This window comes from Bordetella genomosp. 9, assembly GCF_002119725.1.
In the GTDB taxonomy this organism is placed as follows: Bacteria; Pseudomonadota; Gammaproteobacteria; order Burkholderiales; family Burkholderiaceae_B; genus Bordetella_C.
This window is the reverse complement of sequence record NZ_CP021109.1, coordinates 401,054-421,596: the sequence shown is the minus strand read 5'-3', so window position 1 is coordinate 421,596 and position 20,543 is coordinate 401,054. Positions and strand designations below refer to the sequence as shown.

Sequence of the window (20,543 nt, the reverse complement as noted above, 5' to 3'; positions counted from 1 at the left end):
GCGGTGAGCAGCGTTTTAACCAAAACACGATGCATGAGATTACCTTACCAAGTGATTTAGGAAGGCGTCTGATTACTTTCAAACTCTTCTTGGTATGGTGAACCTCGATTATTAAATCTCAGTGAAAGATGAAGATTTAATTGCGAGCGGTATGTTGAATACTTGTGGCAAAGTTAATCCCTGAAGTCTAATTTCTTCCACGTTTTATGCAGGTGACGAAATACTTTCGGTCATCTCAACATCGGTCAATTTGACAGGGATGGTAGGGGTAGACGCAGGAAATGTAAAATATATAATTAGTACCTGATTGATATTTTTTTCATCCTAGGAGTCAGCCCTATGGAGTTGAGGCATCTCAGGTACTTCGTCGTCGTCGCGGAAGAAGAGCACATGACGCGGGCCGCCCATCGCTTGGGCATCCAGCAGCCGCCCTTGAGTCAGCAGATTCGGGATCTGGAGGCAGAGTTGGAGGTGCAGTTGTTCGACCGCGCTCCCCGGCGTATCCGGCTCAACGCCGCAGGCGAGGTGTTCCTCGTGGAAGCAAGACGGCTGTTGGCTCAAGCGGATGAAGCCGTGCTGCATGTTCGGAAAAGCGCCCGAGGCGAACTAGGGCGCATCGCCGTCGGCTACACCAGTTCCGCCGCAATGCATGAAGACGTGCCCGCACTGCTCAGGGCCTTCGGGACGCGCTATCCACTGATTGAGATGAGCGTGCAGGAAAACAACACGCGCACGCTGCTGGATGCGGTTCAGGCACAACAACTCGACGCCGCGTTCGTGCGTTCCAACGTCGAGCGCTATCCTTCGTTGCGCTCGATTTTGCTCAGCGAAGAGCCCATGGTTGCGGCTCTTCCAGTCGACCATCCGCTGGCTAAAACCACAGACCCGATTGGCCTGGATCAACTGCGCGACCAGCCCTTCGTTCTTTATCGCCAGGCGGATGGCCCCGGTGTGCAAGACCGGTTGCTTGCTGCGTGCCGATCCGCCGGATTTGCACCGCAAGTGGCGGAGGACGTTCCTCGTCTACTGTCCGCAGTCACCTTGGTTGCCGCCGGTAGAGGCATATCAGTGCTCCCGCAGACCTTGAGATGTGTTCTGACGCGGAATGTGGTCTATCGCCCTCTGACGGGTGACCATGCGTTCACGACACCGCTCACACTGGCCTACCGAGAGACACCAACGGACTCGCCGTTGGGGCGGTTCGCCAGTCTAGCCGATGAGCGAAGGCATCGCTGGGCCAGTTCATAGCTTGCTGCATTCCGGATACGACTTCAGGCCCGGATCATGGGTGAAGCCGAATTGAAACTTACAAAGTTTCAAATCGGTATTTTTAATATATTTTACATATCCAAAGTATCTTCGTAAGATGGCATGGTCAATTCATAGAAAGGGTTCTTTATCATGACCATCGACTTTCATTCTGAGAAAAACAGATATACGTACGCCAGCAGAGAGGCTCACGACGGTTGGGCGAAAGCCATCCTTGATGTTGTCGATCCGCGAGGTGCTCGTATTGCGGACGTGGGTTGCGGCGGAGGCATTTACTCGAATGCCTGGGCTGACTTAGGAGTAGCTGCCGTGGTCGGCGTCGATTTCTCGGAGCAAATGGTTATTGCCGCCAGGGAAAATGCGCAGGAGCGTCCCAATGTGTCATTTCAACAAGGATCGGCGGAAAACACGGGACTGTCTTCGGAGAATTTCGACGTCGTGTTCGAACGTGCATTGATTCATCATCTTCAGGATTTCGACGATTGCTTTGCCGAGGCTTACCGCCTGCTCGTCGCTGGCGGCAAGTTGATCATTCAGGATCGGACGCCTGAAGATGTGCAAATACCTGGCTCATCGGAGCACATTCGAGGGTATTTTTTTGAGCTTTTCCCCAGGCTCACCGAGTTTGAAACCAAGCGCAGACCGAAAGATGAGCGCGTGCATGACGCTTTGTTAAAAGCAGGATTCTCGAATATTGAGTCCAAGAATCTTTGGGAAACTCGTAAAGTTTATGATCGTTTTGATTTGCTCGCCCAAGATCTGCGCGGCCGGACGGGTCGTTCCATTCTTCATGAACTGGACGACGGCGAAATTGAGCAGCTTATTGAGCATATCGGCAATCAAATTGACAAGTCTCAGGCCATTTTTGAAAAAGATCGCTGGACTTTGTGGGTCGCGAAGAAAGTTTAGCAGGCAGCCGAGCAGCCTTCAGTTGTGCCGTTCACCATCGCGGAAGCGAAACGCCGGCTAGCCGAGGCATTCGGGGTCTCGCCGGAAAACGTGAAGATCACGATCGAGGCGTAATGACAAAAGGGGGCGTGCGAACGGCACCTCTTCTTATTCGTTGGCGTGGGCCGCGGCCAAAGCAAACCTCAGTTGCCCGATCAACGGCTCGGGTCCCCGGTTCCCCACTTTCCCCGGACATCACTTGCAGCACCCGTTCTGCCGCGAACGGCAACACCAGGCAAGCGCACTTGGGGACGCGACCATGCGCCGGCACAGCGATGTTGGGGACCGAGCTGTCCGGTCGTAGCATCGGCACCGTCAGGGTAATGATCTCGCCGGGGTATAGGCCAGACCCAACGATGAGCAGCAGCATCGCTCCGTCCTGGATGTCGAGCCAAGTCTGGGCCGGCATCGACATGACTTTTCCTCATGAAGCGCTCCGCCGGCGGCACGACATGCTTGAACAACCCTACGCAACGGTCCCGATCGCGCCGAATGTCCTGGCGCACCAGATAGCCGGAAATATCGTCTAGGTAGCGCAGCTCGGTGGAGTCTTTTGCTTCGGGCGGCGGCAGTGTGCTACCGGCTTTTGGCTTTGCTCGAGCGAGAGTTTCCGCTCCCGTGCGAATCGAGTCACAGCATCATTGCGTAAGCTGGAATGCTTGAATGCGTGTTCGCAGGTCCGCGCGACAACCTGGTCTGGACTGAGATTGAGGCGCTGCGAGCAGAACTGATGGCGAAGAGGTGGGGAGTGCATGGAGCAAAGGTCAACCGCAGCATGGCGCTTTACTTGCACGGCAGGCGTCCACAGACGCGGTTGTGATGCAGTTCCTGTCAATGCCGACGGCGAGGTCGATGCGGTGATGAGTCGCGCCCGAGGATGTCAGCAAGGGACTGCACAGTAGTTCGCTAGAAGCGCAGTTCCCGCCGCGGATTTAGACGTACACGCAGGACTTCCACGAAATGCTGGTCGACATTTACGTTGCCTAGTTATGCCGAAACTGCCGCCGATAGGCGTGCCCTGCGCAATCGGAATTGTCCCAAATGCGCATAAGGATTCCCCGAATGGCGGCAACGAGCATGAGCCGGATATTGTCGGTGCAAACAGCAAAGCGGGACAGCACCAGTTCCCGTTTTGCTTCGATTCCCGTGCCAGTGCAACGCCCATACCTATCAATCGACGCAGGTTCATCCAGACCGGTATAGTCATCGCCCTCGCTGGCGTCTACCCCATGCTGTATGGCTGTGGTGGCGTCGACAATGACGGCGGTGATGGGCCCGGCTCCGCACCGCCGCAAAGCCCGTTCTCCCTTGGCGAAACGTTCGACGCGAACTGGTGGTGGAAAACCCTTCGCGATCTGACGATCCGGGCACTCGCGATGGTGCCCGAGATCGGCGGCGTCCTCTCGTTGTTAGGCTCGATCTTCATCCCTGACAGGCTGTTCCCCAGCCCCGATTCCACGGCGCTGTGGCAGCAATTCGTCGACGCCATGAACAAGGTCGTCGACGAGAAGATCGATGCGGCGATCTTCGCGCTGGTGCGGCAGACGCTCGTCGGGCTTACCGATGGCATGAAGCTGTACTCGAGCGCGGTCGGTACCGGCGATCGGGACCATATCTTGCGGGTATCGGAGTCGCTTAATGTCACGATCGTACAAGCCATCCCGCAGTTCAGCGTCGCTGGGCACGAGATCGCCTTGCTGCCGCTGTTCGTCCAGGCCGCCAATCTTCATCTTGGGCTGCTGCGCGACCTGTGCCTGAAAGGCGCCAATCTCGGTCTGCCTCCCAGTGTGATTGCCGACTACCGCAAGCAGCTGAAGGACTGCATCGCCGCGTACGGCGATCATGTCGACAGGACCTGTGCGAAGGACATCGAGCGGGTCGTCAGACAGAACCCGTTTGGTCCGATGAACCGGAGCGAGCCGCTTGCGAGCGTGCTGGCGCTCCAGGCCAGGCAGCAGATTGCCATGCGCGATATACGCGATTGCTGGCCGTATTTCGATCCCGATGAGTATCCAGTCAATGTCATGGTTTCGCTCGATCGCGAGATCTTCTCGATCCTGATGGGTTCGTACTTCGATGGCGCTCAGCCGCCGGACACGCTCCCTGCGGTCACGCCACCACGCGGTCCAGTGCGGGAGATCCGTGTTTGCAGTGGCGTCAAGATCGATTCGATCGCGATGCGGTACGACGTGGGACAAGGACCCGGTGGCGCTTCCCAGCTGACGTTCGGCGGCCAGGGAGGTCGATGCTCGGGTTGGGAGCCCGTGGTACCGCGGGGTGGAATTCAGCGCGTCAAGGTTTGCTATGGCTATGCGGTCGATGCGCTGCAGCTGATCTACGCCGATGGCACGGCATCCCAGCAGTTTGGCAGCTGCGATCTCGTGCAGCCGACCACCGCCGAAGCCTTCTACGCGGACCATATCGTGTCCAGCATCAGGGGATTCGGCACCGCACCGGGCTACGGCAATACCCTTTCCGGACTGGTGATCGGCTTTCAGCTGGCCGACCGTGGCAGGGGGCCGGTCAACCCGAAGGCGATCCAACACCTTCGCGCCGTGCTGCCCGCCCGCCTGGTGGACGCGGCCACCAGACCGTGAGCGACAGGTGCGTCAACGCGCCGAAGAGGCCGGGCAAGCAAAGAGCACTCCTGTTGCCCTTCGTATTTTGATGAGTTTGGGCAGATCCAGCCTTGGTGGGGCGAGGGGTCCGGGGCCATTGAAGCGGAAGCGTCGTCAAGCAGCTGCCGCGCGGCCACGGCAGGCAATTCGCCTTCGCTGGCGTTTCATGGAATCAAAGAGCTATCGCTTCTTCTCTCCGATTATTTGCGCCGCCTATCCAGACGTGGAAGTCGTTGTGCAATCATGAAATCCCGTTCAGAGCTTCACCCCGTTTGACAGCCTCTGCGCTCGCGGTTACGCCGATATCGATGGCCCGCTCCGGTACCGTCAAGCACGCCGGTGAGGTAATTGATGACCGCAGCCTCCTGCTTCGCCATGTAAGCCCGCTGAAAATCAGTCCCCGTGAGCGCGGCGCTGTGGAACACGTCACTGTCAAAGCGGCCAGTGCCGTAATCTTCACAGATATCATCTTTCTAGAGCATTCGAACTTCAAGTCCGTCGCTTTTTGGAAGACGTCCACAAAACGCATAGGCGGACCGAGCGCCTTCTCCAGGGAGATGCACAAACACGACGAATTTGCGAGCGCCGTCGGTATCCAGGGATTTGCAAAGGGTCTCGATAGGAGCAGAATCGCGGGTCTGGGGAGGGGCCTTGAGCTCCACTCTAAGGTAGACTTGACCCTTGCTTTTGTGTACGTCCCGTTCGATGAGCTTATATTCTGGAATCTGCTGCGCAGCGTTAGCCACGAATACAAGGGAAGTCATGGCCAGCAATATCAGTGTAGTCTTCATCAAAAGAGTCCTGGATTTCGACACAGCAACTTTATGCGAACTTGTTGACGAGCGTCGTCCTTTGTAGCATTCGGTCGCCGAATCCACGCGGGTGGAAATTTTGGGCCGCCCGAAGCCTGACATAGCGCATCCCGAACGATTCTTGATCCGGCCTGAAGGCAATATTTGACGGAGAACACCGTGGCAACGTACAGAGAGCTGTTGCAGGAAAAAGAGCGAATCGAGGCAGAATTGGCAGCGGCCAGGGAAGCCGAAGTGGCGGAAGTAATCACGCAGATCCGAGCCAAGATGGACGAGTACGGCCTGACCGTGGACGACTTGCTGCCGCGCCGGCGCGGCCGTCCCAAGAAGGATAAGGGACCCGCTGCGCGCCCCACCGTGGTGAAGTACCGAAACCCCAAGACCGGCACGACTTGGTCGGGGCGTGGACGCGCCCCGGGCTGGATTGGCAAAAACCCCAACAGGTTTCTTGTAGCGTAGATCGAACGGATCTGCGCACAGACCCATAAAGCAGGGTTGCGTTATCCATTAACGGCGACATTATGGGGACTGCGAGACTGATTATGAGGGGATCTACCGTAGGGCAAGGCTTGCAGATGTAGAGCACCTGGCAAGCATCGCCCTGAAACCAGGTGTGTTCCTGACGGTAGGCGTCGCGCTTGCTGCGGTGCGCAGTAACGAGTCCATATGGCGCACGGACTAAGAGGCGGCAATCAGCCTGGCCACCACAGCCAATGGCATTGCGACCAGCTTCGCCACGTGACCCGTTGTGCGTTCTGGGTGTTGAAAAGTAAATTTTCGGTACAGTCAGCTCTCAGAACAGGTTCATGGCGACATCGTCAAGACGCCTTCCGGCACGAGGAAGTCAGTCATCCGCAGGATCGGCTGGCGGACTACGGCCAAGACCTTCCGCAACAAGCGCGATGCCGAGGATTGGGCGCGAAGAAACCAAGGACGAGATGGTCCGCGGTGTGTATCTGTCTGGCGCACGGTCCGAGAAGCTGACTGTATCCGCGACGCTAAAGCGCTACCTGGCGGAAGTGTCGACGACCCAAAAGCGGACGACCCAGCGCAGCGAGCGCTTCACGTCCCAGCACTCGACCCTCGCCATAAAGAGCGGCATGCGCTCGTCCGAAATCACTGGGCTGCGGCTTTCACAGGTCGATGTGGAGCGACGGATCGTCAGGCTATCTGACCGCGGTGGCCTTAGCACTAACTCTATTAATATTCAGAATAGAAACTTTACGGGCGCAGCAAGGGCTACGCCGGCAGCGGGCGAAGTGACCGCCTTCGCAAGGCTGTCTGCGCTGTTTGACCTGCCGGCCGCCAATCCCGCTGTCATAGCGAAGGGCGGTGAAGGGCGGACCGTTGTGCCGGCAGTGGCGGACGTTGAGTTGGCGAAGATTCGGACCATTCGCTCGACCCGCGAAGAGCGTGGCCGTGGCGGCTGAGAATAAACCAAGCATTTATCTAAGAGGACGAAACGCATGCCTTTGCCCCCACGGCTAGACGCAGATCATCTGAAGAGCCTATTTGATGCTGGTAAGCGTCCTGAAGACGTCGTGATGCCGTGTCACGCATGCGGTGCCATGCCGGCAATCAAAGTCAATCTGGTAGGCGTGGAAAAGCGGCTATGCTCGCCTTGCCATAGCAATGAGTGCTCCGACAATTGGGAAATCTGGAACAGCTGATACCTCTTCCGCAAGGCGACCCGCCGCAAGCCGTGGCTGAACGATGCCGGGCGGTGGGACTGTCGATGGAGCAGGCGCGGCGTCTAGCTTCCATGCTGAGCGCTACTGACCCCCGCGCCCTTGCCCGTGCGCTGGGGCTCGACACGACAACACTGCAGCCACTGAAGGTGCGCCGTTGGCTTTGGATGGCCGCTCAGTCTTCGAGCGTGAGCTACCGCGGAACGCTTAGAGAAGACGAACTCGAAGACATCCTCATCACCGGTAATGTTCCTGTTGGGCGTGAGGCGCATGTTGGGCACTTCGTTAATGAGTCGCCGATCCAGGTGGTCGGTATGGCGATCGAGCTGGTCGCCCTACGTCAAAGGATTCCCATCGGTGAGGTATGGGCGGTCTTCGGCCAGCTCTTGCGCAAGTACGGCTACCAAAGGCAGGCCGCACAGTGGCTTGAAGTGCTGCAGCACTGAGTTTCGCCTCGCGCCTATCAAGGGGCTTTGCTTCACCGCCAACCTTCCCCTTCACCGTAGAGTCCAACGCGGACCGTCACGTCGGCCTCCAGGACAGCTTCTGCGCCAGACTCGACGGCAGCTTCGACTTCTGGGCAGCAAGCTCTCGGACAGGATAGGGAATGTACGTACGCGACAAGTCTCGCACATACACCGGACAGAAGCACTCGGTGGCATTCGCCCCCATCCCGCTTTTGTCCTTTCCATTCAACTCAGGGCTTCGCCCCGAGACCCATAAGTGCCAGGTGAGGGCGCAGCCGCTGATCTCGTTGTGCCGAGAAGACCGGCTGCCGAGAAAAACGGCTGCGACATGGCGCGTCCAATCTGGTCTTTCTCGATCAAGCCGATCTTTCCGTCTGGCCCCAGATACATTGCCTAGATGTACTTGCCGCAGCAGGCGGGTACGCGTATCAACGCGGCCATGGTGGGTTGCGAGCCCAATGTCTAGGCCGTAGACCGCTAAGATACCGATGCGCTTCCCGGAGACAGGTTTGAGCGCTCCTGTTCCTCCATGGCATCCGCGACGAAAGCCTCCACGGGTTTTGGTGCCGACCACAGGTAGCCTTGCCCAAACCTGCATTGCAGGGCCCGCAGTGCGACACGCTGCGGGTCAGTTTCGATCCCTTCCGCCACGCACTCGATGCCGAGATCTCGCGCGAGTGCGATCATGTTGCGGCAGATGGCGGCGCGCTGGTTATCCCCATTGACATCGCTCACGAATGAACGATCGAGCTTCATTTGCGTAAAGGGCAGATCGGCGAGTAGCTTGAGCGTGGCAATGCCGATGCCGAAATCGTCGATCGCCACGCCATAACCCATCAGCCGCAATCGGTTCATTGTTACCGACAGCGCCAACGGATTATTCACCGGATAGCCCTCGGTCAATTCGATGGCCAATACCGATGGCGGGAGGCCGCTGCCCGCCACCATGGCATCGAATTGTTCCAGCACACCAGGCCGACACAGCGTTTGTGCCGAGGCGTTGATGCCCAGTTTGATGTCGATACTCGCCGCACGCAATCGCTGCTGCGCCGCCAGGCATTGCCGTGTGACGAAGAAAAAGACGGGATCGGCGGCGTCCATTGTCTCCAGCCGCGGGATGAAGACATCGGGCCGCACCAGGCCGTGCTCGGGATGCCGCCAACGCACCAGCGCCTCAGCCCCCGCTAGGCGGCCGGTGGCGAGTTCGTACTGAGGCTGAAGCATGAGCGTCAGGCCGGCGGCCGACTGCACGGCGTCGAGCAGTTCCGCATCGTCAGGCACCCAAGGCGCCGTCGTTTCACCAGTGGGCTGCTTCGTCAGCGTACTGGACAGAATCTCCTCGACGGCTTCCGTCGAGAGCGGCTTGCGCAGCGCGTGGACGCGCGCGATGCCGGCTGCACGAGCTAGTGCGCGGTGCGACTCCAGGATATCGGCGGCCAGCGCGCTCATCCAGATCCAAGTGGGTGGGATCCCGACAAACGCGTCTTGACCACGCCGATGCAGTTCGGCGATCAATTCCGGCCCGTTGCCTTCCGGCATCTGGATATCGCACAGCACTACATCGAACGAGGCGCTCGACAGGATGTCCGCTGCGAGCACTCCGCCTTCGGCCGATATCACGGTACGGACGCCCAACTCATGCAGCAATGCCTCGGCCGCAAGCCGCTGGAAAGGGTGATCTTCTACGACGAGGACGCGAAGGTTGGCGTAGCGCAGTGGCATGGTCGCACGTGCAGGCCGCACAGCGCCCGCGGGTGATGGGGGATCAATTCCAGTCCATGATAACGCGACCTTGCCTTGCAAGGTCTCCAATGGGCGCTTCATCAAGCGTATTGCATGCCGCTTAATGTTGAATAAAAAAATTTGAAATGTGCCGTGCTGGCATCATTCGCTGTGCCAATCAATAATTCTCTCCACAATACGCGGCGAGAAAAGGCTTGGAGCGGTCGTTCAATGAACAAAAGGCAGAATCGACGCAACTCGTGGGCGTTCTGGCGTCGGCCACGCTGGCCGCAATGCGAAGGGTCGATGCGCGGGATCAGCTCCGCCGCGATGGCCGGCACGCAGCGACGTTCTCATAGACGAACGATCGATTGCGCAATGAAATCAGATTGAAGCCGGCGTTGTGGAGCAAAGCGGCGGCCTCTGAGGTTTCGGATCGCGAATGTGTCTCGAAGAAGACGTAGCGCACCATCGGCAAGACATTGCCCGCGCCTTTGAGCGCTTCGGCGCCATAGCCTTCGATGTCGATCTTCAACAAGTCGATCTGACGCACCCCCTGATGGAGCAACGCACCGTCCAACGTCGCTGTCACGACGCGCCGCTTATGCGCCTTGGGGCCCGACGTCACGCTGTTCTCGCCCAGGAGCGGGTCGTCGAAGCTGATCTCCATGCTCAGGCCCGGCTGAGCAGCCAAGGCACACGTCACAGGTTCATACCAGTCCGCCATGCCAGGGAGCCGGGCCTTCGTAAAAGCGTGCGCTTCCTCCATCATGTCGATGCCGATCACTCGGGCCTGCGGGTTCAAATGGCGCCACCAGCGCACCGTGATGCCGACGTTAACGCCGCAATCAACGATGACGGGGGCGGCCGTTTGCCGCAGATATCGCTCAATTTCAACGTGGCGCAACTCGCCTTTGCCGAAATTGTCATGAATGTTCAATATCTCGTTGAGCGTCGAGACAGGGCCGAAGATAGGAAGCCGCAGGCCATACGGAACCGCACGAATTGTACGGAACAGCGAAACCAGGTGGGCTTGCGGGCCGATCAGATGTTTGAGTGCTCGTGTCATGGACCCAGTACCGGAATCAGAAGTCGGTGAAAGAGAGCCCCGGCTCGGACCGGCCGCTGCATTGGTCAGCCGTTCGCCTACGTGGACATACCATCCGTAGAGGAGAGTCGAACACGCTCGTCCTACGAGCGGGGCGTGATGTCCTATTCTTGTCATCCAGTCGCCGCGGGGCCATCGGAACGCTCCGAAAATTCTCTCTAATGGGCCAGTACGCGGTTCGATGTTTTGGCATCGTCGCGCGCTGGATGCACGGCTGCCGGGTGATACCCGCGGCAGCGCTGCTTTACCTCACCATCCTTTCTCCTTTCCACGCACGCGATGCTACATGGTGCTTGCATCGCCAAGCCGAAAACGCGTGTGGCGTGGTTCATTGCGGGTTCTCTCTCTCAATATTGCCTGTTCGCAACGACGGCATCGGTCCATATCGCCTTCCTCGTCGATATGTTTCGAGCATCGACCGAACAGCGCGGCGCGAACCGCGTCCATGCGAATTCACAGATATGCAGCCCTGTCCTGGGCGCATACCAGATGTTTTCGGAGTATTCCGAATGTCGACTTAGGAGCGTTCCGATGGAGGGAAAAAGGCCTAGCTTCCATAATTCGTTCCGTGGTCGACGCAGTGCAGTAGCAAGAAGCAGCACAAGGCGTTGTAAGCGAGCCGCAGCAGAGCACCAAACCAGCGGCGAGGCGAACGACGCGAGCGTAGCGTTCAGATGAATTCTCTATTCAAGGAGATGTCATGAGAGTCAATGCAATGGGCAAGCGAGCGCTGCTGACTGCGATGCTGGGCATGTTGTCCCTGCCGGTCTACAGCGCGCCGGAGATCAGTATCGGCACCTTGTACGACTATCTCGAGCCTGGCAAAAGCAGCATGCTGAAACGTGTCCGCAACAACGGCGACGTGACAGCTTTCGTCAAGGTAAGCGTCAGCGAAGTGATTTACGACAGCGATGGTAAGCCGAGCGAACGTCCTACCGATGTCGCAACGTTCAGCAAGAAAGGCGGCGAAGGAATGGTGGCCAGTCCGACCAGGCTAATCGTCCCTGCCGGTGGAACCCAGGCAGCGCGATTGTTGTATCGAGGTTCACGCGAGCGGGAACGTTATTACCGGGTCCGTTTCGTTCCGGTGCTTCCCGAAAAGCAGGATGAGTTCGCCGTGAGCGAAGAAGAGCGGGAGCAATACAACGAAGCCATGTCGGCCGGTGTCAACGTGCTCGCCGGTTACGGAACCTTTGTGATCGTGCGTCCTGCAAAGGAGCGCTACGACACCAAGCTGATCGACGGCGGCGATACCTACACGGTAGCCAATAACGGTAATGCGACGGTGGTGCTGGACGCTTTCTTCAACTGTGCCGCCGACGCCAAGAATTGTGAGAGCCCGACAGTGCATCACGTGCTACCGGGAAAGAAGATGGTGGTAGCAAAGACCGCAGGTCGGACCTACCGATTCGAGTTGATCGAAGGGAAACACAAGCGTGAAGTTCGCTTCGGCAAGTAAGCCCTGATTCGGGGCATTTTTAAACCGACCCGATAGGGGTCTCTATTTGGAGAATCAAATTATGTTCAAGAATCTTGTTGCTATTTCGTCGCTGGTGCTGGCCTCGGGCGTTGCCGTCGCCGAAACGCAAAACATGTCCGTGACGGTGTCGGCCGACATTCCGACTTCCACTTTCTACGTGACGACGACGAGCGACTGGAACGCCGGCGAAGTGCAGGCCATGCCGTGGGATGCCACCAACGGCAAGCTGGGCGCCCTGCAGCGCAACCTGCTGGCAAAGAGCACGATTGGCCCGATCACCGGCTACCTGCTTTCGGAGCCGACGATCTCGACGGCAGACGGCGCGAACTCGATTGCGCTGGACGTGCAGGTGAACAAGAAGACGCTGCCGGTCGGTGCAACCAGCGCGCCGGAGCTGATCACGGCTGCCGATGCTGCCAATGAGCGTGCATATCCCCTGCACATTGCCCCCAATGGCAACACTTTCAATCCCGGCAAGTACACGGGCACCGTCGCGATGGTGTTCGAATCGGTTGCCCCGTAATACGTAGCGGCGCACTGTCCCAGCGAAATCTTACGTTTTAACCTTGAACGGCGAGGGGGGCTTGGCCCCCCTTATTTTTGGGTGATTCGCGATGCGGTTGAAGACACTTGTATATTCCACGTTGTTGACTATGGCGGCGTTCGCTTCGAGCAGCCATGCTGTCGTTCAGCCGCCCGCAGCTGCTCTGTCCGTGCTTCAGCAAGCGGAGCAACTGCCGGAGGATTTTCGTGAACACTTCTTCGAGGTGCCGCTGGGCGTGCGCGTGGAGCGAGACGGCCAGTATCTTGGCGATGCACTCGTGACCCTTTCACGTACTGCGGAGATCCAGTTGATCGAGTTCACGGATTTCGAAGGCAGTACGCTCGCGCCGGAGGAGCGACAACGTTGGGCCACATACCTGGCTGAACCGCGCCGTCTCGGCCAGTGCGAAGGCAAGTGCGAGGCCGGATTGATGGCGCTGCATTACAGCCTGGAAAATTCGGTGTTGAGCATCGCCACGAATGCGGCAGAGCGGGATCAGACCACGGCAAAATATTACGCCTTGCCGGAAGCCGGCAGCCGTGGCGTGATTCTTCACAACAACCTCAATGTAACCGGCGGCCAGCGGCAGAGCCTGGCGGGCCGCTACAGCGTCGACCTGGTCGGTAGCGTCGGCAACTGGACCGCGGTGGGTAGCCTGCTGGCAGCCCAGAGTGCGGATACCTACTCGACTCGCCAGTACTCGGCGCCGCGGGCGTATCTGCAGCGTGAAATGGAGGGGCATTTCGTTCGTGGTGGCTTCTTTGTTCCGGATATGCAAGGCGCCGTCCGTCCGCCGCGTACGCCCGGCGGGCTGCCCGCGACAACATTCGGCGTGATGGCCGGTACCTCTGATGCCCTCGAGATTGCCAGCGAGAAGCCAAGCCTTTATCCCGTCTATGTCACGGCCAATCGCCAGGGCACCGTCGAGGTGTACCGCAATGGCGTCATGATGCATAGCCAACCAGTCGAGCCGGGACTGCAAGCGCTGGATACGCGCCGTCTTCCCGGCGGAATCTATGAGGTCGAAGTGCGGGTGGTCGAGGACGGTAACGTCACGTCCACGCGAACGGAATTGATATACAAGCCGAACAACTGGCGCAATCTGGAAAAGCGCTGGCGATACGCCGTCTTTGCCGGGCAACAGCGTAGCTTGCTGGATAGCGGCGACCGCAGCGTCGAAAACGATATGGCGATGGGCGGCGTGATCAACTATCTCGCGCATCCTCGCGTGATCGTCGGCGCGTCGGCGCAGCAGATCGGCAGTAATCGCTCGATCGGCGGATCGTTGGACTGGCAGGTCAGCAATATGGCCAACATTTATGCCAACTTGTATCACTCGACGCAGCATGGCATGGGGACCGACGTCCAGGCAATGTTCCGCTATAACGGCGGTACGGTTACGCTGAATCACAATCGCACTTGGCAGTACGCCGATCCGTTGGCACAACGGCGAGCCGGCAACGTCAAGAACAGCGGCGTTTCCGTGCACCACCGTATTGGGTCAGCGTCGGCTCTGACGGGGCGGGTTTCGCACAGCAGTGGGGTGACCAGTGGTCTTGGGCTCGATCTGGGTCTCTCTCATCGCCACACGCTCTTCGGCACCGAACTCAACTGGCGTGTGTCGGCATTCGATCGCCCCGCGGGCCTGCTGAACGGCCGCCGCAACCGCGGCGTCGATGTGACGTTGAACTTTATGCTTGGCAAGGAAGGACGCCGGTACCACGCCAGCGTCGGTACGCGTTCGGCTTCCAACGGTGGTCGGGACCAGTACTTTACGGCGGGCGTACAGCAAGATTTGAACGGCGACATTATCAAGCGCGTGGGTGCGAGTGCTACTGGCGATCGTTACGGGATCGGCGTGACTGGCAACGCGTTGATTCAGCATAGGCTGGCACATGGCGACGTGTTCGCAAGTCGCTCTTCGATCGGAGGCACGCTGAGCGGCGGTGTCAATCTGTACAGCTCGATGGCCGTGGGCGGGGGCGCGGTTGCGGCCTCGGGGAGCTCCGAGATGCTGGGTCGGGACACGGGCATGATCGTCGACGTTGAGTCGGACCTTCCTGAAGTGCCCTTGCGCGCGTTCGATAGCCACGGCGGCAGTGCGACGTTGAAGCCGGGTCGCAACTTCGTACCGGTCACGGCGTATCGCCCTGGCAAGCTGCAGTTCGATTTTGATGGCGGCGACGCGCCGGCGGCCGCGGTGCAACCCGCGCTAGGCTCTTATCACCTCAACAAGGGCGGTGTGGGCTACCAGAAGGTGCGCGTGATGAAGACCGTCACCGTGATGGGCCGCGTGGTGGATGAAGAAGGGGAGCCGCTGAAGGGCGCGCATGTGGTGAACCACGCTGGTCGGGCGGTGACGGAGGCCGATGGGTTCTTTACGCTGGAGATGAGCGAGCGGACGCCAACGGTGACCATCCGGCATCGCGACGTGGCGCAGTGCGAGCTCTCACTTGACGGCCCGAATATCGAGCGTGATGCCGATACGTTGATGGTGGGGGACCTGCAGTGCGGTGCGCAGCAGGTGGTACGCCAGGACGAGAAACTTCAGCCACGCGGCTGATCTGACCGGAGGGTGGAAATGAAGAGCAATAGTTGGAAAGCGGCCATTGCCTTGGCGGTAGGAGCAGCACTCTTTGCGGGCCGGACGGTGGCGGCGGATATCACCTTTACCGCGGAGTTCAAGCCCTCGGTGGGGAACCCCACGCATAACCGCTTTATCAACACGACGCCGCAGTCCGGGTACTGCGCCTCGTTTCCAGAACATTGTCCGAATGGACAGTTCAGCGTGGCATTGCCAATTGGGCAAGTTCAGTTTGATTTGGAGGCGGATCGGGGCGGCAGAGAAGCGGCGCATATCAAATTACCATCGCAGTTTGTCCAGGTTCAGGTGGTAAACGACCGAACAGGTGCTAGCGAGATCCTCAACTTCCGTGTGTCATCTTTCTCTACAGCGTATAGATTGAATACCCCAGTGACGACCATTACGGGCGCTGAAAACCCCCAAGCAGGACACCGATCGCTATGGCACGGATCCTCGTGGGTGAATGCTCCGGCGCCCTGTAGCGGCACCGGTATGGGATATCTTTCAGATTTGCATTACACGTTCTTGTGGAATTTCCCTGTGGGTCCGGGCGCCTGCATCAAGATTCCCAAGTTCGATCTTCCGCAGTCTGAGCATGGGTTTCGTTTCGACGGTCCCAACACCTCTATCGGCTATGAGCTGGTTACACCGAATCCATTGAAAATGAGCAGCGGCACCTATCGGGGCGAGCACACCTTCACGATTGGCCCGGGCGGCGACTTTGACTTTGGTGATCGGGCCACAGTGGAGAAGTCGTCCATCGTCATCGGACTGGAGCTCTTCGTCCATCATCAGATTGAACTGCACCTTCCTCCAGGCTCGGACCGCGCCGTGCTGGAGCCGTCGGGTGGCTGGGGCGCGTGGGTGAACAGCGGGCGTCGACCGACAAAGATCTTCCGCGATGTGCCATTCAGCTTCACCACATCGACCCCGTTCAGCGTCAAGCTGACGTGCCCTGACGGTGCTCCGCAGAATGGGCGCTGCCTCATCCGTAGTACCGAGCAGAATGCCAGCGCACCGCTGGATGTAGCGCTGACCATGTCAAGGATGCGTACGGAAAGCGGACAACCGGTGACGCGCTTACCGTTGGTCGCGGATCAGCAGACCAGGATCGAACCGGAGGGATATGTTCTGATGGGCGATTCCAGACTACACATCGAGGTCGGCGAGCAAGGGGTGGCCGATATGGTGAAACACCCTGGCGCCAAATACCGCGGCACGATTACCGTGGTATTTGATTCTGAGCCGGAAGGCTAAGGTTATGGCATGCCTCGGCACGCTATTGATAAGAGGGCATTGTCTCGCGTGGCAGGAAGAACCATGAATTGGAAAACGAGCTTACCGCTGCGGGTTGCGGTGTTGGACGATCACCCGGTGGTCTTGAAGGGGCTGGAGCAATGCCTCGCCAAGGATCCGCGTATTCAGGTGGCCGGTTTGTTCCGCGCGAGCGTCGATCTGCTGGAGCATCTTGGCCGATCGCCGGCGGATCTGTTGCTGATCGATTACGTGCTGGGGCCCGGGGACATTGATGGCTTGAATCTGATACGTCTACTGCGTAGCCGTCATCCCGCCACTGCCATCGTAGTGGCGTCAGGGTTGCGCAGCCCGGCAACCATCTCATTGGCGCTTAGGGCCGGCGCCAGCGGCTATGTCAGCAAGGACAGGCCGATGTCGGAGGTGTCTGCTGCAATCCGGGCCGTCGCCAGCGGCAAGCGCTATGTCAGTGAGCCGGTGGCAGCTGAGATCGGTGTGCCGATGGGGGAGGCGGGCGAGCGGATCAGGCATCGTCCCGCCGATCCGCTTGTGCTGACCTCAAGAGAGCATGAAGTGCTGCGCTGCCTGCTGGAGGGCGATTCGGTCAGCGAGATCGCGGCCAAGTTTTCGCGCAGTATCAAGACGATCAGCACACAGAAGACTTCAGCATTCCGCAAGCTCGGGCTGCGCAGTCTCGGCGAGCTGTACAAGCTGCGCAATCATGTTTACGACTTACTGGGGGATGGCTCACCGAGCCGATCCGGGCGGGAATAGAGCATGGTAGTAATTTGCAATGCCCTGCGTCTAAACTTGAAGCGCCAGGCGGTTAAAAAGTCAACTGCGCGGCTGATCTGTTCGGAGGGGTAGAAATGAAGAGCAATAATTGGAAAGCGGCCACGGCGTTGGCGTTGGCGTTGGCGTTGGCGTCCGCGGTCTTTTCGGGATACGCGGTGGCGGCAGACATCACCTTTACCGCCGAGTTCAAGCCTTCCGTGGAGAATCCCGCTAATAACCGCTTTGTCAACACGACGCCGCTGTCGGGATATTGCGTGGAGTTTCCAAATCAATGCGTTTCCAACGGAACATTTAGCGTTTCATTACCGATCGGACAAATCGCTTATGATTTGGAGGCCGAGCGAGGTGGAAGGGACGCAGCACATATTAAAGTTCCCTCGCGATTTGTCGAAATCCCAGTGACAAACGATCGCACGGGACAAAGAGAGATTCTGAGCTTCCGTGTGTCGGCCTTTTCAGCAAAGTATGAGTTGAATACGCCTGCCTCCGAGATCACCGGAGTTCCAGATGCCGTAGAATCACACAGGGCGTTGTGGATCGGGGGCTCATGGGTATCTGCACCGCAACCCTGTCAACAGAGCGGTGTTGGCGCGATTTGGCCGGCTTCGTACATGTTTATGTGGAAATTCCCACAAGACGCTGGTGCATGTATCAAGATTCCCAAGTTCGATCTTCCGCAGTCTCAACACGGATTTCGCTTCGACGGTATCAGTACGTCCATCGGGTATGAACTCGTTGCACCGAACCCCTTGCGCATGGCCAGCGGTACCTATCGGGGCGAGCACACTTTCACGATTGGGCCGGGCGGCGACTTTGACTTCGGTGATCGGGCTACGGTGGAGAGGTCGTCCATCGTCATTGCGCTGGAGCTCTTCGTCCATCATCAGTTTGAACTTCACCTTCCTCCCGGCTCGGACCGCGCCGTCTTGGAGCCGCCGGGGGGCTGGGGCGCGTGGTTGAACAGCGGACGTCGACCGACAAAGATCTTCCGCGATGTGCCATTCAGCTTTACCACATCCACCCCTTCAGCGTCAAGCTGACATGTCCGGATGGTGCTCCGCAGAATGGGCGCTGCGTCATCCGTAGTACCGAGCAGAATGCCAGCGCACCGCTGGATGTAGCGCTGACCATGTCAAGGATGCGTACGGAAAGCGGACAACCGGTGACGCGCTTACCGTTGGTCGCGGATCAGCAGACCAGGATCGAACCGGAGGGATATGTTCTGATGGCCGATTCCAGACTACACATCGAGGTCGGCGAGCAAGGGGTGGCCGATATGGTGAAACACCCTGGCGCCAAATACCGCGGCACGATTACCGTGGTATTCGATTCGGAGCCGGAGGGCTGAGGTTTTGAGGTGCCTTGGCACGCTGCTGAGGATAGGAATTGACGACCAGCACCGCGCAGGCCCGCGCGGTGTGCGAACTAGCGGTGGGCTGCAGTCGATCTCTGCCAATCATGGCGGAAACGGTGGCGTGCCCCAATAGACGCCAGGCGGACGCAGAGTCCGCGCAGCGCTCCCGTGAGTTCGACGAAAAAAAATGCGCCTGCTGGGGCAAGCGCATGAATGAGCCCGTTGGGGCAGGCTCGATGCCTCGGTTGGGAACCTGGGCGGGGTAATCGTACTGCTTTAGCTTTTCGCTCTCAACCCCGGCGCCCTTGGACTCTCCGAAGGCACGGAGCCGCAGCGAAGCGCCTATTCGAGGATACGGCGCGAGGCGTTCCGAAAGTCGTTAGCGCCCCTGAAATGACGCAGTATCGTTTGAGGTCATTCTTTGCCGCTCCAACGCGGTACGAATGCTGTCCATCGTGAGAATCTGCGGAAGGACCGTTGTCGCGTTGTCGTCAGTGCCCCGATACAGAACATACAGCGGGACGCCAGCTACCCCATGGCCCTTCAGGAAGGCATCTACGACCGGGTCGCCGTTGGTCCAGTCGCCCTTCATATATACCGTTTCCGTGCGGCGTAACAGATCCACAAACTCCGCACGGCTCAGGACCGCCTGCTCGTTCGCGATACAGGTAATGCACCAATCCGCGGTAACGGAGACGAAGACACTGCGGCCTTCGTTCCGGAGTCGTTCAAGGTCTTTCGGGGTGTACGGCGTCGCGATGCTCAGATTCGAAGGTTTGAGCTCTGGGATACCGGTCGCAGGAATTCTTCCCGCACTGATGGAGATGGCGAGACTGGCCAGGATGACCAGGGCTCCCATTCGCTTGCCCCAAACACGATCGGCCCATCGGGAACGCTCGTATTGCCAGAGCCCCAGTGCAAGCGCTACGACGGCGATCAGCGCAACAGCGACCGCATTGATGCCGAGCTGACGTCCCAGGACCCACAGCAGCCAGACTCCCGTGAGAAACATCGGGTATGCGAGTACCGTCTTCAAGGTGTCCATCCACGCGCCGGGCTTGGGAAGTCGGCTGGCCAGCCCAGGTACGAATCCGACCACCAGGAACGGGGCAGCTACGCCGAAGCCCAATGTCACGAACACGGCCATCGCCAGCGGCCAGGGGGCCGTAAAGGCATACGCCAAAGGGGCGCCCATCAGTGGCGCCACGCAAGGGCTTGCCACCACACAGGTCAACGCACCGGTCCAGAAGTCGCCGGCGCGACCGCTCCGATTCAACAGCTTTGTACTGGCCCCGCCGCCGCCGCCGCCCAGCGTGAAATGTCCCGCCAAGCTCAGGCCGATCAACGTCATCAGCCACGCCAAAACGGCGACAAAGGTCGGCTCCTGTAGTTGAAAGCCCCACCCCAAGGCCTTGCCCGTGGATTGCACCGCGACAATTACGATGCCGATCACTGCAAACGACGTGACGACGCCCACCGTGTACCAAGTCGCGCAGCTGCGCAATTGTGCTCTGCTATTGCCGCCCGTCACTAGCGACAGCAGCTTGAGAGAGAGCACCGGCAGCACGCAGGGCATCAAATTCAGCAGTGCACCGCCGATGAACGCGAACAACAACAGGAGGGCAAGAGACGCCTGTGTCGGCTCCGAGATGGAGGATGAAGTGGCGTAGCTGACTCCGTGGAACAGCACAGAGGCCAATGTCAATGCAATGAAGCGAAGTTTATGCATGTAGAACTATCGAAGTTGCGCAATTGACCGACGCGTAAGCGTTCGGGATGGGTTCGCGGGAGAGAGAAGCGGTTATGCCGCGTATGGTGGTCAAACGAAGGGGCGGGAGTCAGATAGAAAATTTGCACCATGGATTTCGGAGCAATCCGATTCATGCGAGGAGTTGTAAGC

The 20,543-nt window shown here is 58.8% G+C and carries 17 protein-coding genes and 1 pseudogene; 14 read left to right on the top strand and 4 right to left on the bottom strand.

What is annotated here, in order from left to right; all coding sequences use genetic code 11:
- Window positions 1-339: 339 nt before the first annotated feature.
- From CAL13_RS01940 to CAL13_RS01925, 4 genes are all read left to right on the top strand, one after another.
- Window positions 340-1,248: a LysR family transcriptional regulator gene (locus CAL13_RS01940; protein ID WP_086071338.1), complete on the top strand. Its 909-nt coding sequence runs from the start codon at window positions 340-342 to the stop codon at window positions 1,246-1,248.
- Between the two features lie 153 nt (window positions 1,249-1,401).
- Entirely contained in the window at window positions 1,402-2,178 is a 777-nt protein-coding gene (locus CAL13_RS01935) for a class I SAM-dependent methyltransferase (protein WP_086071337.1), read from the top strand.
- 395 nt (window positions 2,179-2,573) lie between these two features.
- Window positions 2,574-2,747, top strand: coding sequence for a hypothetical protein (locus CAL13_RS01930; protein WP_157664782.1), 174 nt, complete (start codon window positions 2,574-2,576; stop codon window positions 2,745-2,747).
- 459 nt (window positions 2,748-3,206) lie between these two features.
- Complete coding sequence (locus tag CAL13_RS01925) at window positions 3,207-4,814, top strand: insecticidal delta-endotoxin Cry8Ea1 family protein (RefSeq protein WP_086071335.1); 1,608 nt, start codon at window positions 3,207-3,209, stop codon at window positions 4,812-4,814.
- Between the two features lie 494 nt (window positions 4,815-5,308).
- On the opposite strand, the gene CAL13_RS21120 is transcribed toward CAL13_RS01925, so the two are convergent.
- Window positions 5,309-5,626 carry a hypothetical protein gene (locus CAL13_RS21120; RefSeq protein WP_157664781.1) on the bottom strand — a complete coding sequence of 106 codons (318 nt, stop codon included), beginning with the start codon at window positions 5,624-5,626 and terminating at the stop codon, window positions 5,309-5,311.
- A 180-nt stretch (window positions 5,627-5,806) separates the two neighbouring features.
- Here CAL13_RS21120 and CAL13_RS01915 point away from each other — a divergent pair, with 180 nt between their 5' ends.
- The 3 genes and pseudogenes from CAL13_RS01915 (at window position 5,807) to CAL13_RS01905 (ending at window position 7,781) form a co-directional block, all read left to right on the top strand.
- Window positions 5,807-6,106 carry an H-NS histone family protein gene (locus CAL13_RS01915; protein WP_086073470.1) on the top strand — a complete coding sequence of 100 codons (300 nt, stop codon included), beginning with the start codon at window positions 5,807-5,809 and terminating at the stop codon, window positions 6,104-6,106.
- 355 nt (window positions 6,107-6,461) lie between these two features.
- Window positions 6,462-6,723: pseudogene (locus CAL13_RS01910) on the top strand (site-specific integrase); the annotation flags it as partial.
- Between the two features lie 572 nt (window positions 6,724-7,295).
- Window positions 7,296-7,781 (top strand): hypothetical protein, encoded by a 486-nt coding sequence (locus CAL13_RS01905; protein WP_157664780.1) that lies wholly within the window; start codon window positions 7,296-7,298, stop codon window positions 7,779-7,781.
- A gap of 498 nt (window positions 7,782-8,279) precedes the next feature.
- Here the strand turns inward: CAL13_RS01905 and CAL13_RS01900 are convergent, their stop codons facing one another.
- Window positions 8,280-9,524: an EAL domain-containing response regulator gene (locus tag CAL13_RS01900; RefSeq protein WP_086071332.1), complete on the bottom strand. Its 1,245-nt coding sequence runs from the start codon at window positions 9,522-9,524 to the stop codon at window positions 8,280-8,282.
- A gap of 316 nt (window positions 9,525-9,840) precedes the next feature.
- A complete protein-coding gene (locus tag CAL13_RS01895; RefSeq protein ID WP_157664779.1) occupies window positions 9,841-10,593 on the bottom strand; it encodes an FkbM family methyltransferase in 753 nt (250 codons plus the stop codon).
- Between the two features lie 739 nt (window positions 10,594-11,332).
- On the opposite strand from CAL13_RS01895, the gene CAL13_RS01890 reads away from it, so the two are divergent.
- The 7 genes from CAL13_RS01890 to CAL13_RS21575 all read left to right on the top strand — a co-directional run bounded on the left by CAL13_RS01890 (window position 11,333) and on the right by CAL13_RS21575 (window position 18,637).
- A complete protein-coding gene (locus CAL13_RS01890; protein ID WP_198297893.1) occupies window positions 11,333-12,091 on the top strand; it encodes a hypothetical protein in 759 nt (252 codons plus the stop codon).
- A 61-nt stretch (window positions 12,092-12,152) separates the two neighbouring features.
- Entirely contained in the window at window positions 12,153-12,635 is a 483-nt protein-coding gene (locus tag CAL13_RS01885) for a CS1 type fimbrial major subunit (RefSeq protein WP_086071329.1), read from the top strand.
- Window positions 12,636-12,765: 130 nt separating this feature from the next.
- Window positions 12,766-15,219 (top strand): CS1-pili formation C-terminal domain-containing protein, encoded by a 2,454-nt coding sequence (locus CAL13_RS01880; RefSeq protein ID WP_198297892.1) that lies wholly within the window; start codon window positions 12,766-12,768, stop codon window positions 15,217-15,219.
- A gap of 18 nt (window positions 15,220-15,237) precedes the next feature.
- Window positions 15,238-16,497, top strand: a complete 1,260-nt coding sequence (locus tag CAL13_RS21115) for a hypothetical protein (RefSeq protein ID WP_157664778.1) — start codon at window positions 15,238-15,240, stop codon at window positions 16,495-16,497.
- Between the two features lie 63 nt (window positions 16,498-16,560).
- On the top strand, window positions 16,561-17,268 hold the full coding sequence (locus CAL13_RS01870) for a response regulator transcription factor (protein WP_086071326.1): 708 nt from the start codon (window positions 16,561-16,563) through the stop codon (window positions 17,266-17,268).
- Window positions 17,269-17,363: 95 nt separating this feature from the next.
- On the top strand, window positions 17,364-18,329 hold the full coding sequence (locus tag CAL13_RS21110; protein ID WP_157664777.1) for a hypothetical protein: 966 nt from the start codon (window positions 17,364-17,366) through the stop codon (window positions 18,327-18,329).
- A 185-nt stretch (window positions 18,330-18,514) separates the two neighbouring features.
- Entirely contained in the window at window positions 18,515-18,637 is a 123-nt protein-coding gene (locus tag CAL13_RS21575; protein ID WP_269768189.1) for a hypothetical protein, read from the top strand.
- Between the two features lie 385 nt (window positions 18,638-19,022).
- Here CAL13_RS21575 and CAL13_RS01860 read toward each other — a convergent pair whose 3' ends face one another.
- Entirely contained in the window at window positions 19,023-20,372 is a 1,350-nt protein-coding gene (locus CAL13_RS01860) for a protein-disulfide reductase DsbD family protein (RefSeq protein ID WP_086071324.1), read from the bottom strand.
- Between the last annotated feature and the right edge of the window lie 171 nt (window positions 20,373-20,543).

Bases quoted from the DNA above. Each gene is read 5' to 3' on its own strand.
- CAL13_RS01940 (WP_086071338.1), top strand. From the start codon at position 340: ATGGAGTTGAGGCATCTCAGGTACTTCGTCGTCGTCGCGGAAGAAGAG.
- CAL13_RS01935 (WP_086071337.1), top strand. From the start codon at position 1,402: ATGACCATCGACTTTCATTCTGAGAAAAACAGATATACGTACGCCAGC.
- CAL13_RS01930 (WP_157664782.1), top strand. From the start codon at position 2,574: ATGAGCAGCAGCATCGCTCCGTCCTGGATGTCGAGCCAAGTCTGGGCC.
- CAL13_RS01925 (WP_086071335.1), top strand. From the start codon at position 3,207: ATGCCGAAACTGCCGCCGATAGGCGTGCCCTGCGCAATCGGAATTGTC.
- CAL13_RS21120 (WP_157664781.1), bottom strand. From the start codon at position 5,626: ATGAAGACTACACTGATATTGCTGGCCATGACTTCCCTTGTATTCGTG.
- CAL13_RS01900 (WP_086071332.1), bottom strand. From the start codon at position 9,524: ATGCCACTGCGCTACGCCAACCTTCGCGTCCTCGTCGTAGAAGATCAC.
- CAL13_RS01895 (WP_157664779.1), bottom strand. From the start codon at position 10,593: ATGACACGAGCACTCAAACATCTGATCGGCCCGCAAGCCCACCTGGTT.
- CAL13_RS01890 (WP_198297893.1), top strand. From the start codon at position 11,333: ATGAGAGTCAATGCAATGGGCAAGCGAGCGCTGCTGACTGCGATGCTG.
- CAL13_RS01885 (WP_086071329.1), top strand. From the start codon at position 12,153: ATGTTCAAGAATCTTGTTGCTATTTCGTCGCTGGTGCTGGCCTCGGGC.
- CAL13_RS01880 (WP_198297892.1), top strand. From the start codon at position 12,766: ATGGCGGCGTTCGCTTCGAGCAGCCATGCTGTCGTTCAGCCGCCCGCA.
- CAL13_RS21115 (WP_157664778.1), top strand. From the start codon at position 15,238: ATGAAGAGCAATAGTTGGAAAGCGGCCATTGCCTTGGCGGTAGGAGCA.
- CAL13_RS01870 (WP_086071326.1), top strand. From the start codon at position 16,561: ATGAATTGGAAAACGAGCTTACCGCTGCGGGTTGCGGTGTTGGACGAT.
- CAL13_RS21110 (WP_157664777.1), top strand. From the start codon at position 17,364: ATGAAGAGCAATAATTGGAAAGCGGCCACGGCGTTGGCGTTGGCGTTG.
- CAL13_RS21575 (WP_269768189.1), top strand. From the start codon at position 18,515: ATGGCCGATTCCAGACTACACATCGAGGTCGGCGAGCAAGGGGTGGCC.
- CAL13_RS01860 (WP_086071324.1), bottom strand. From the start codon at position 20,372: ATGCATAAACTTCGCTTCATTGCATTGACATTGGCCTCTGTGCTGTTC.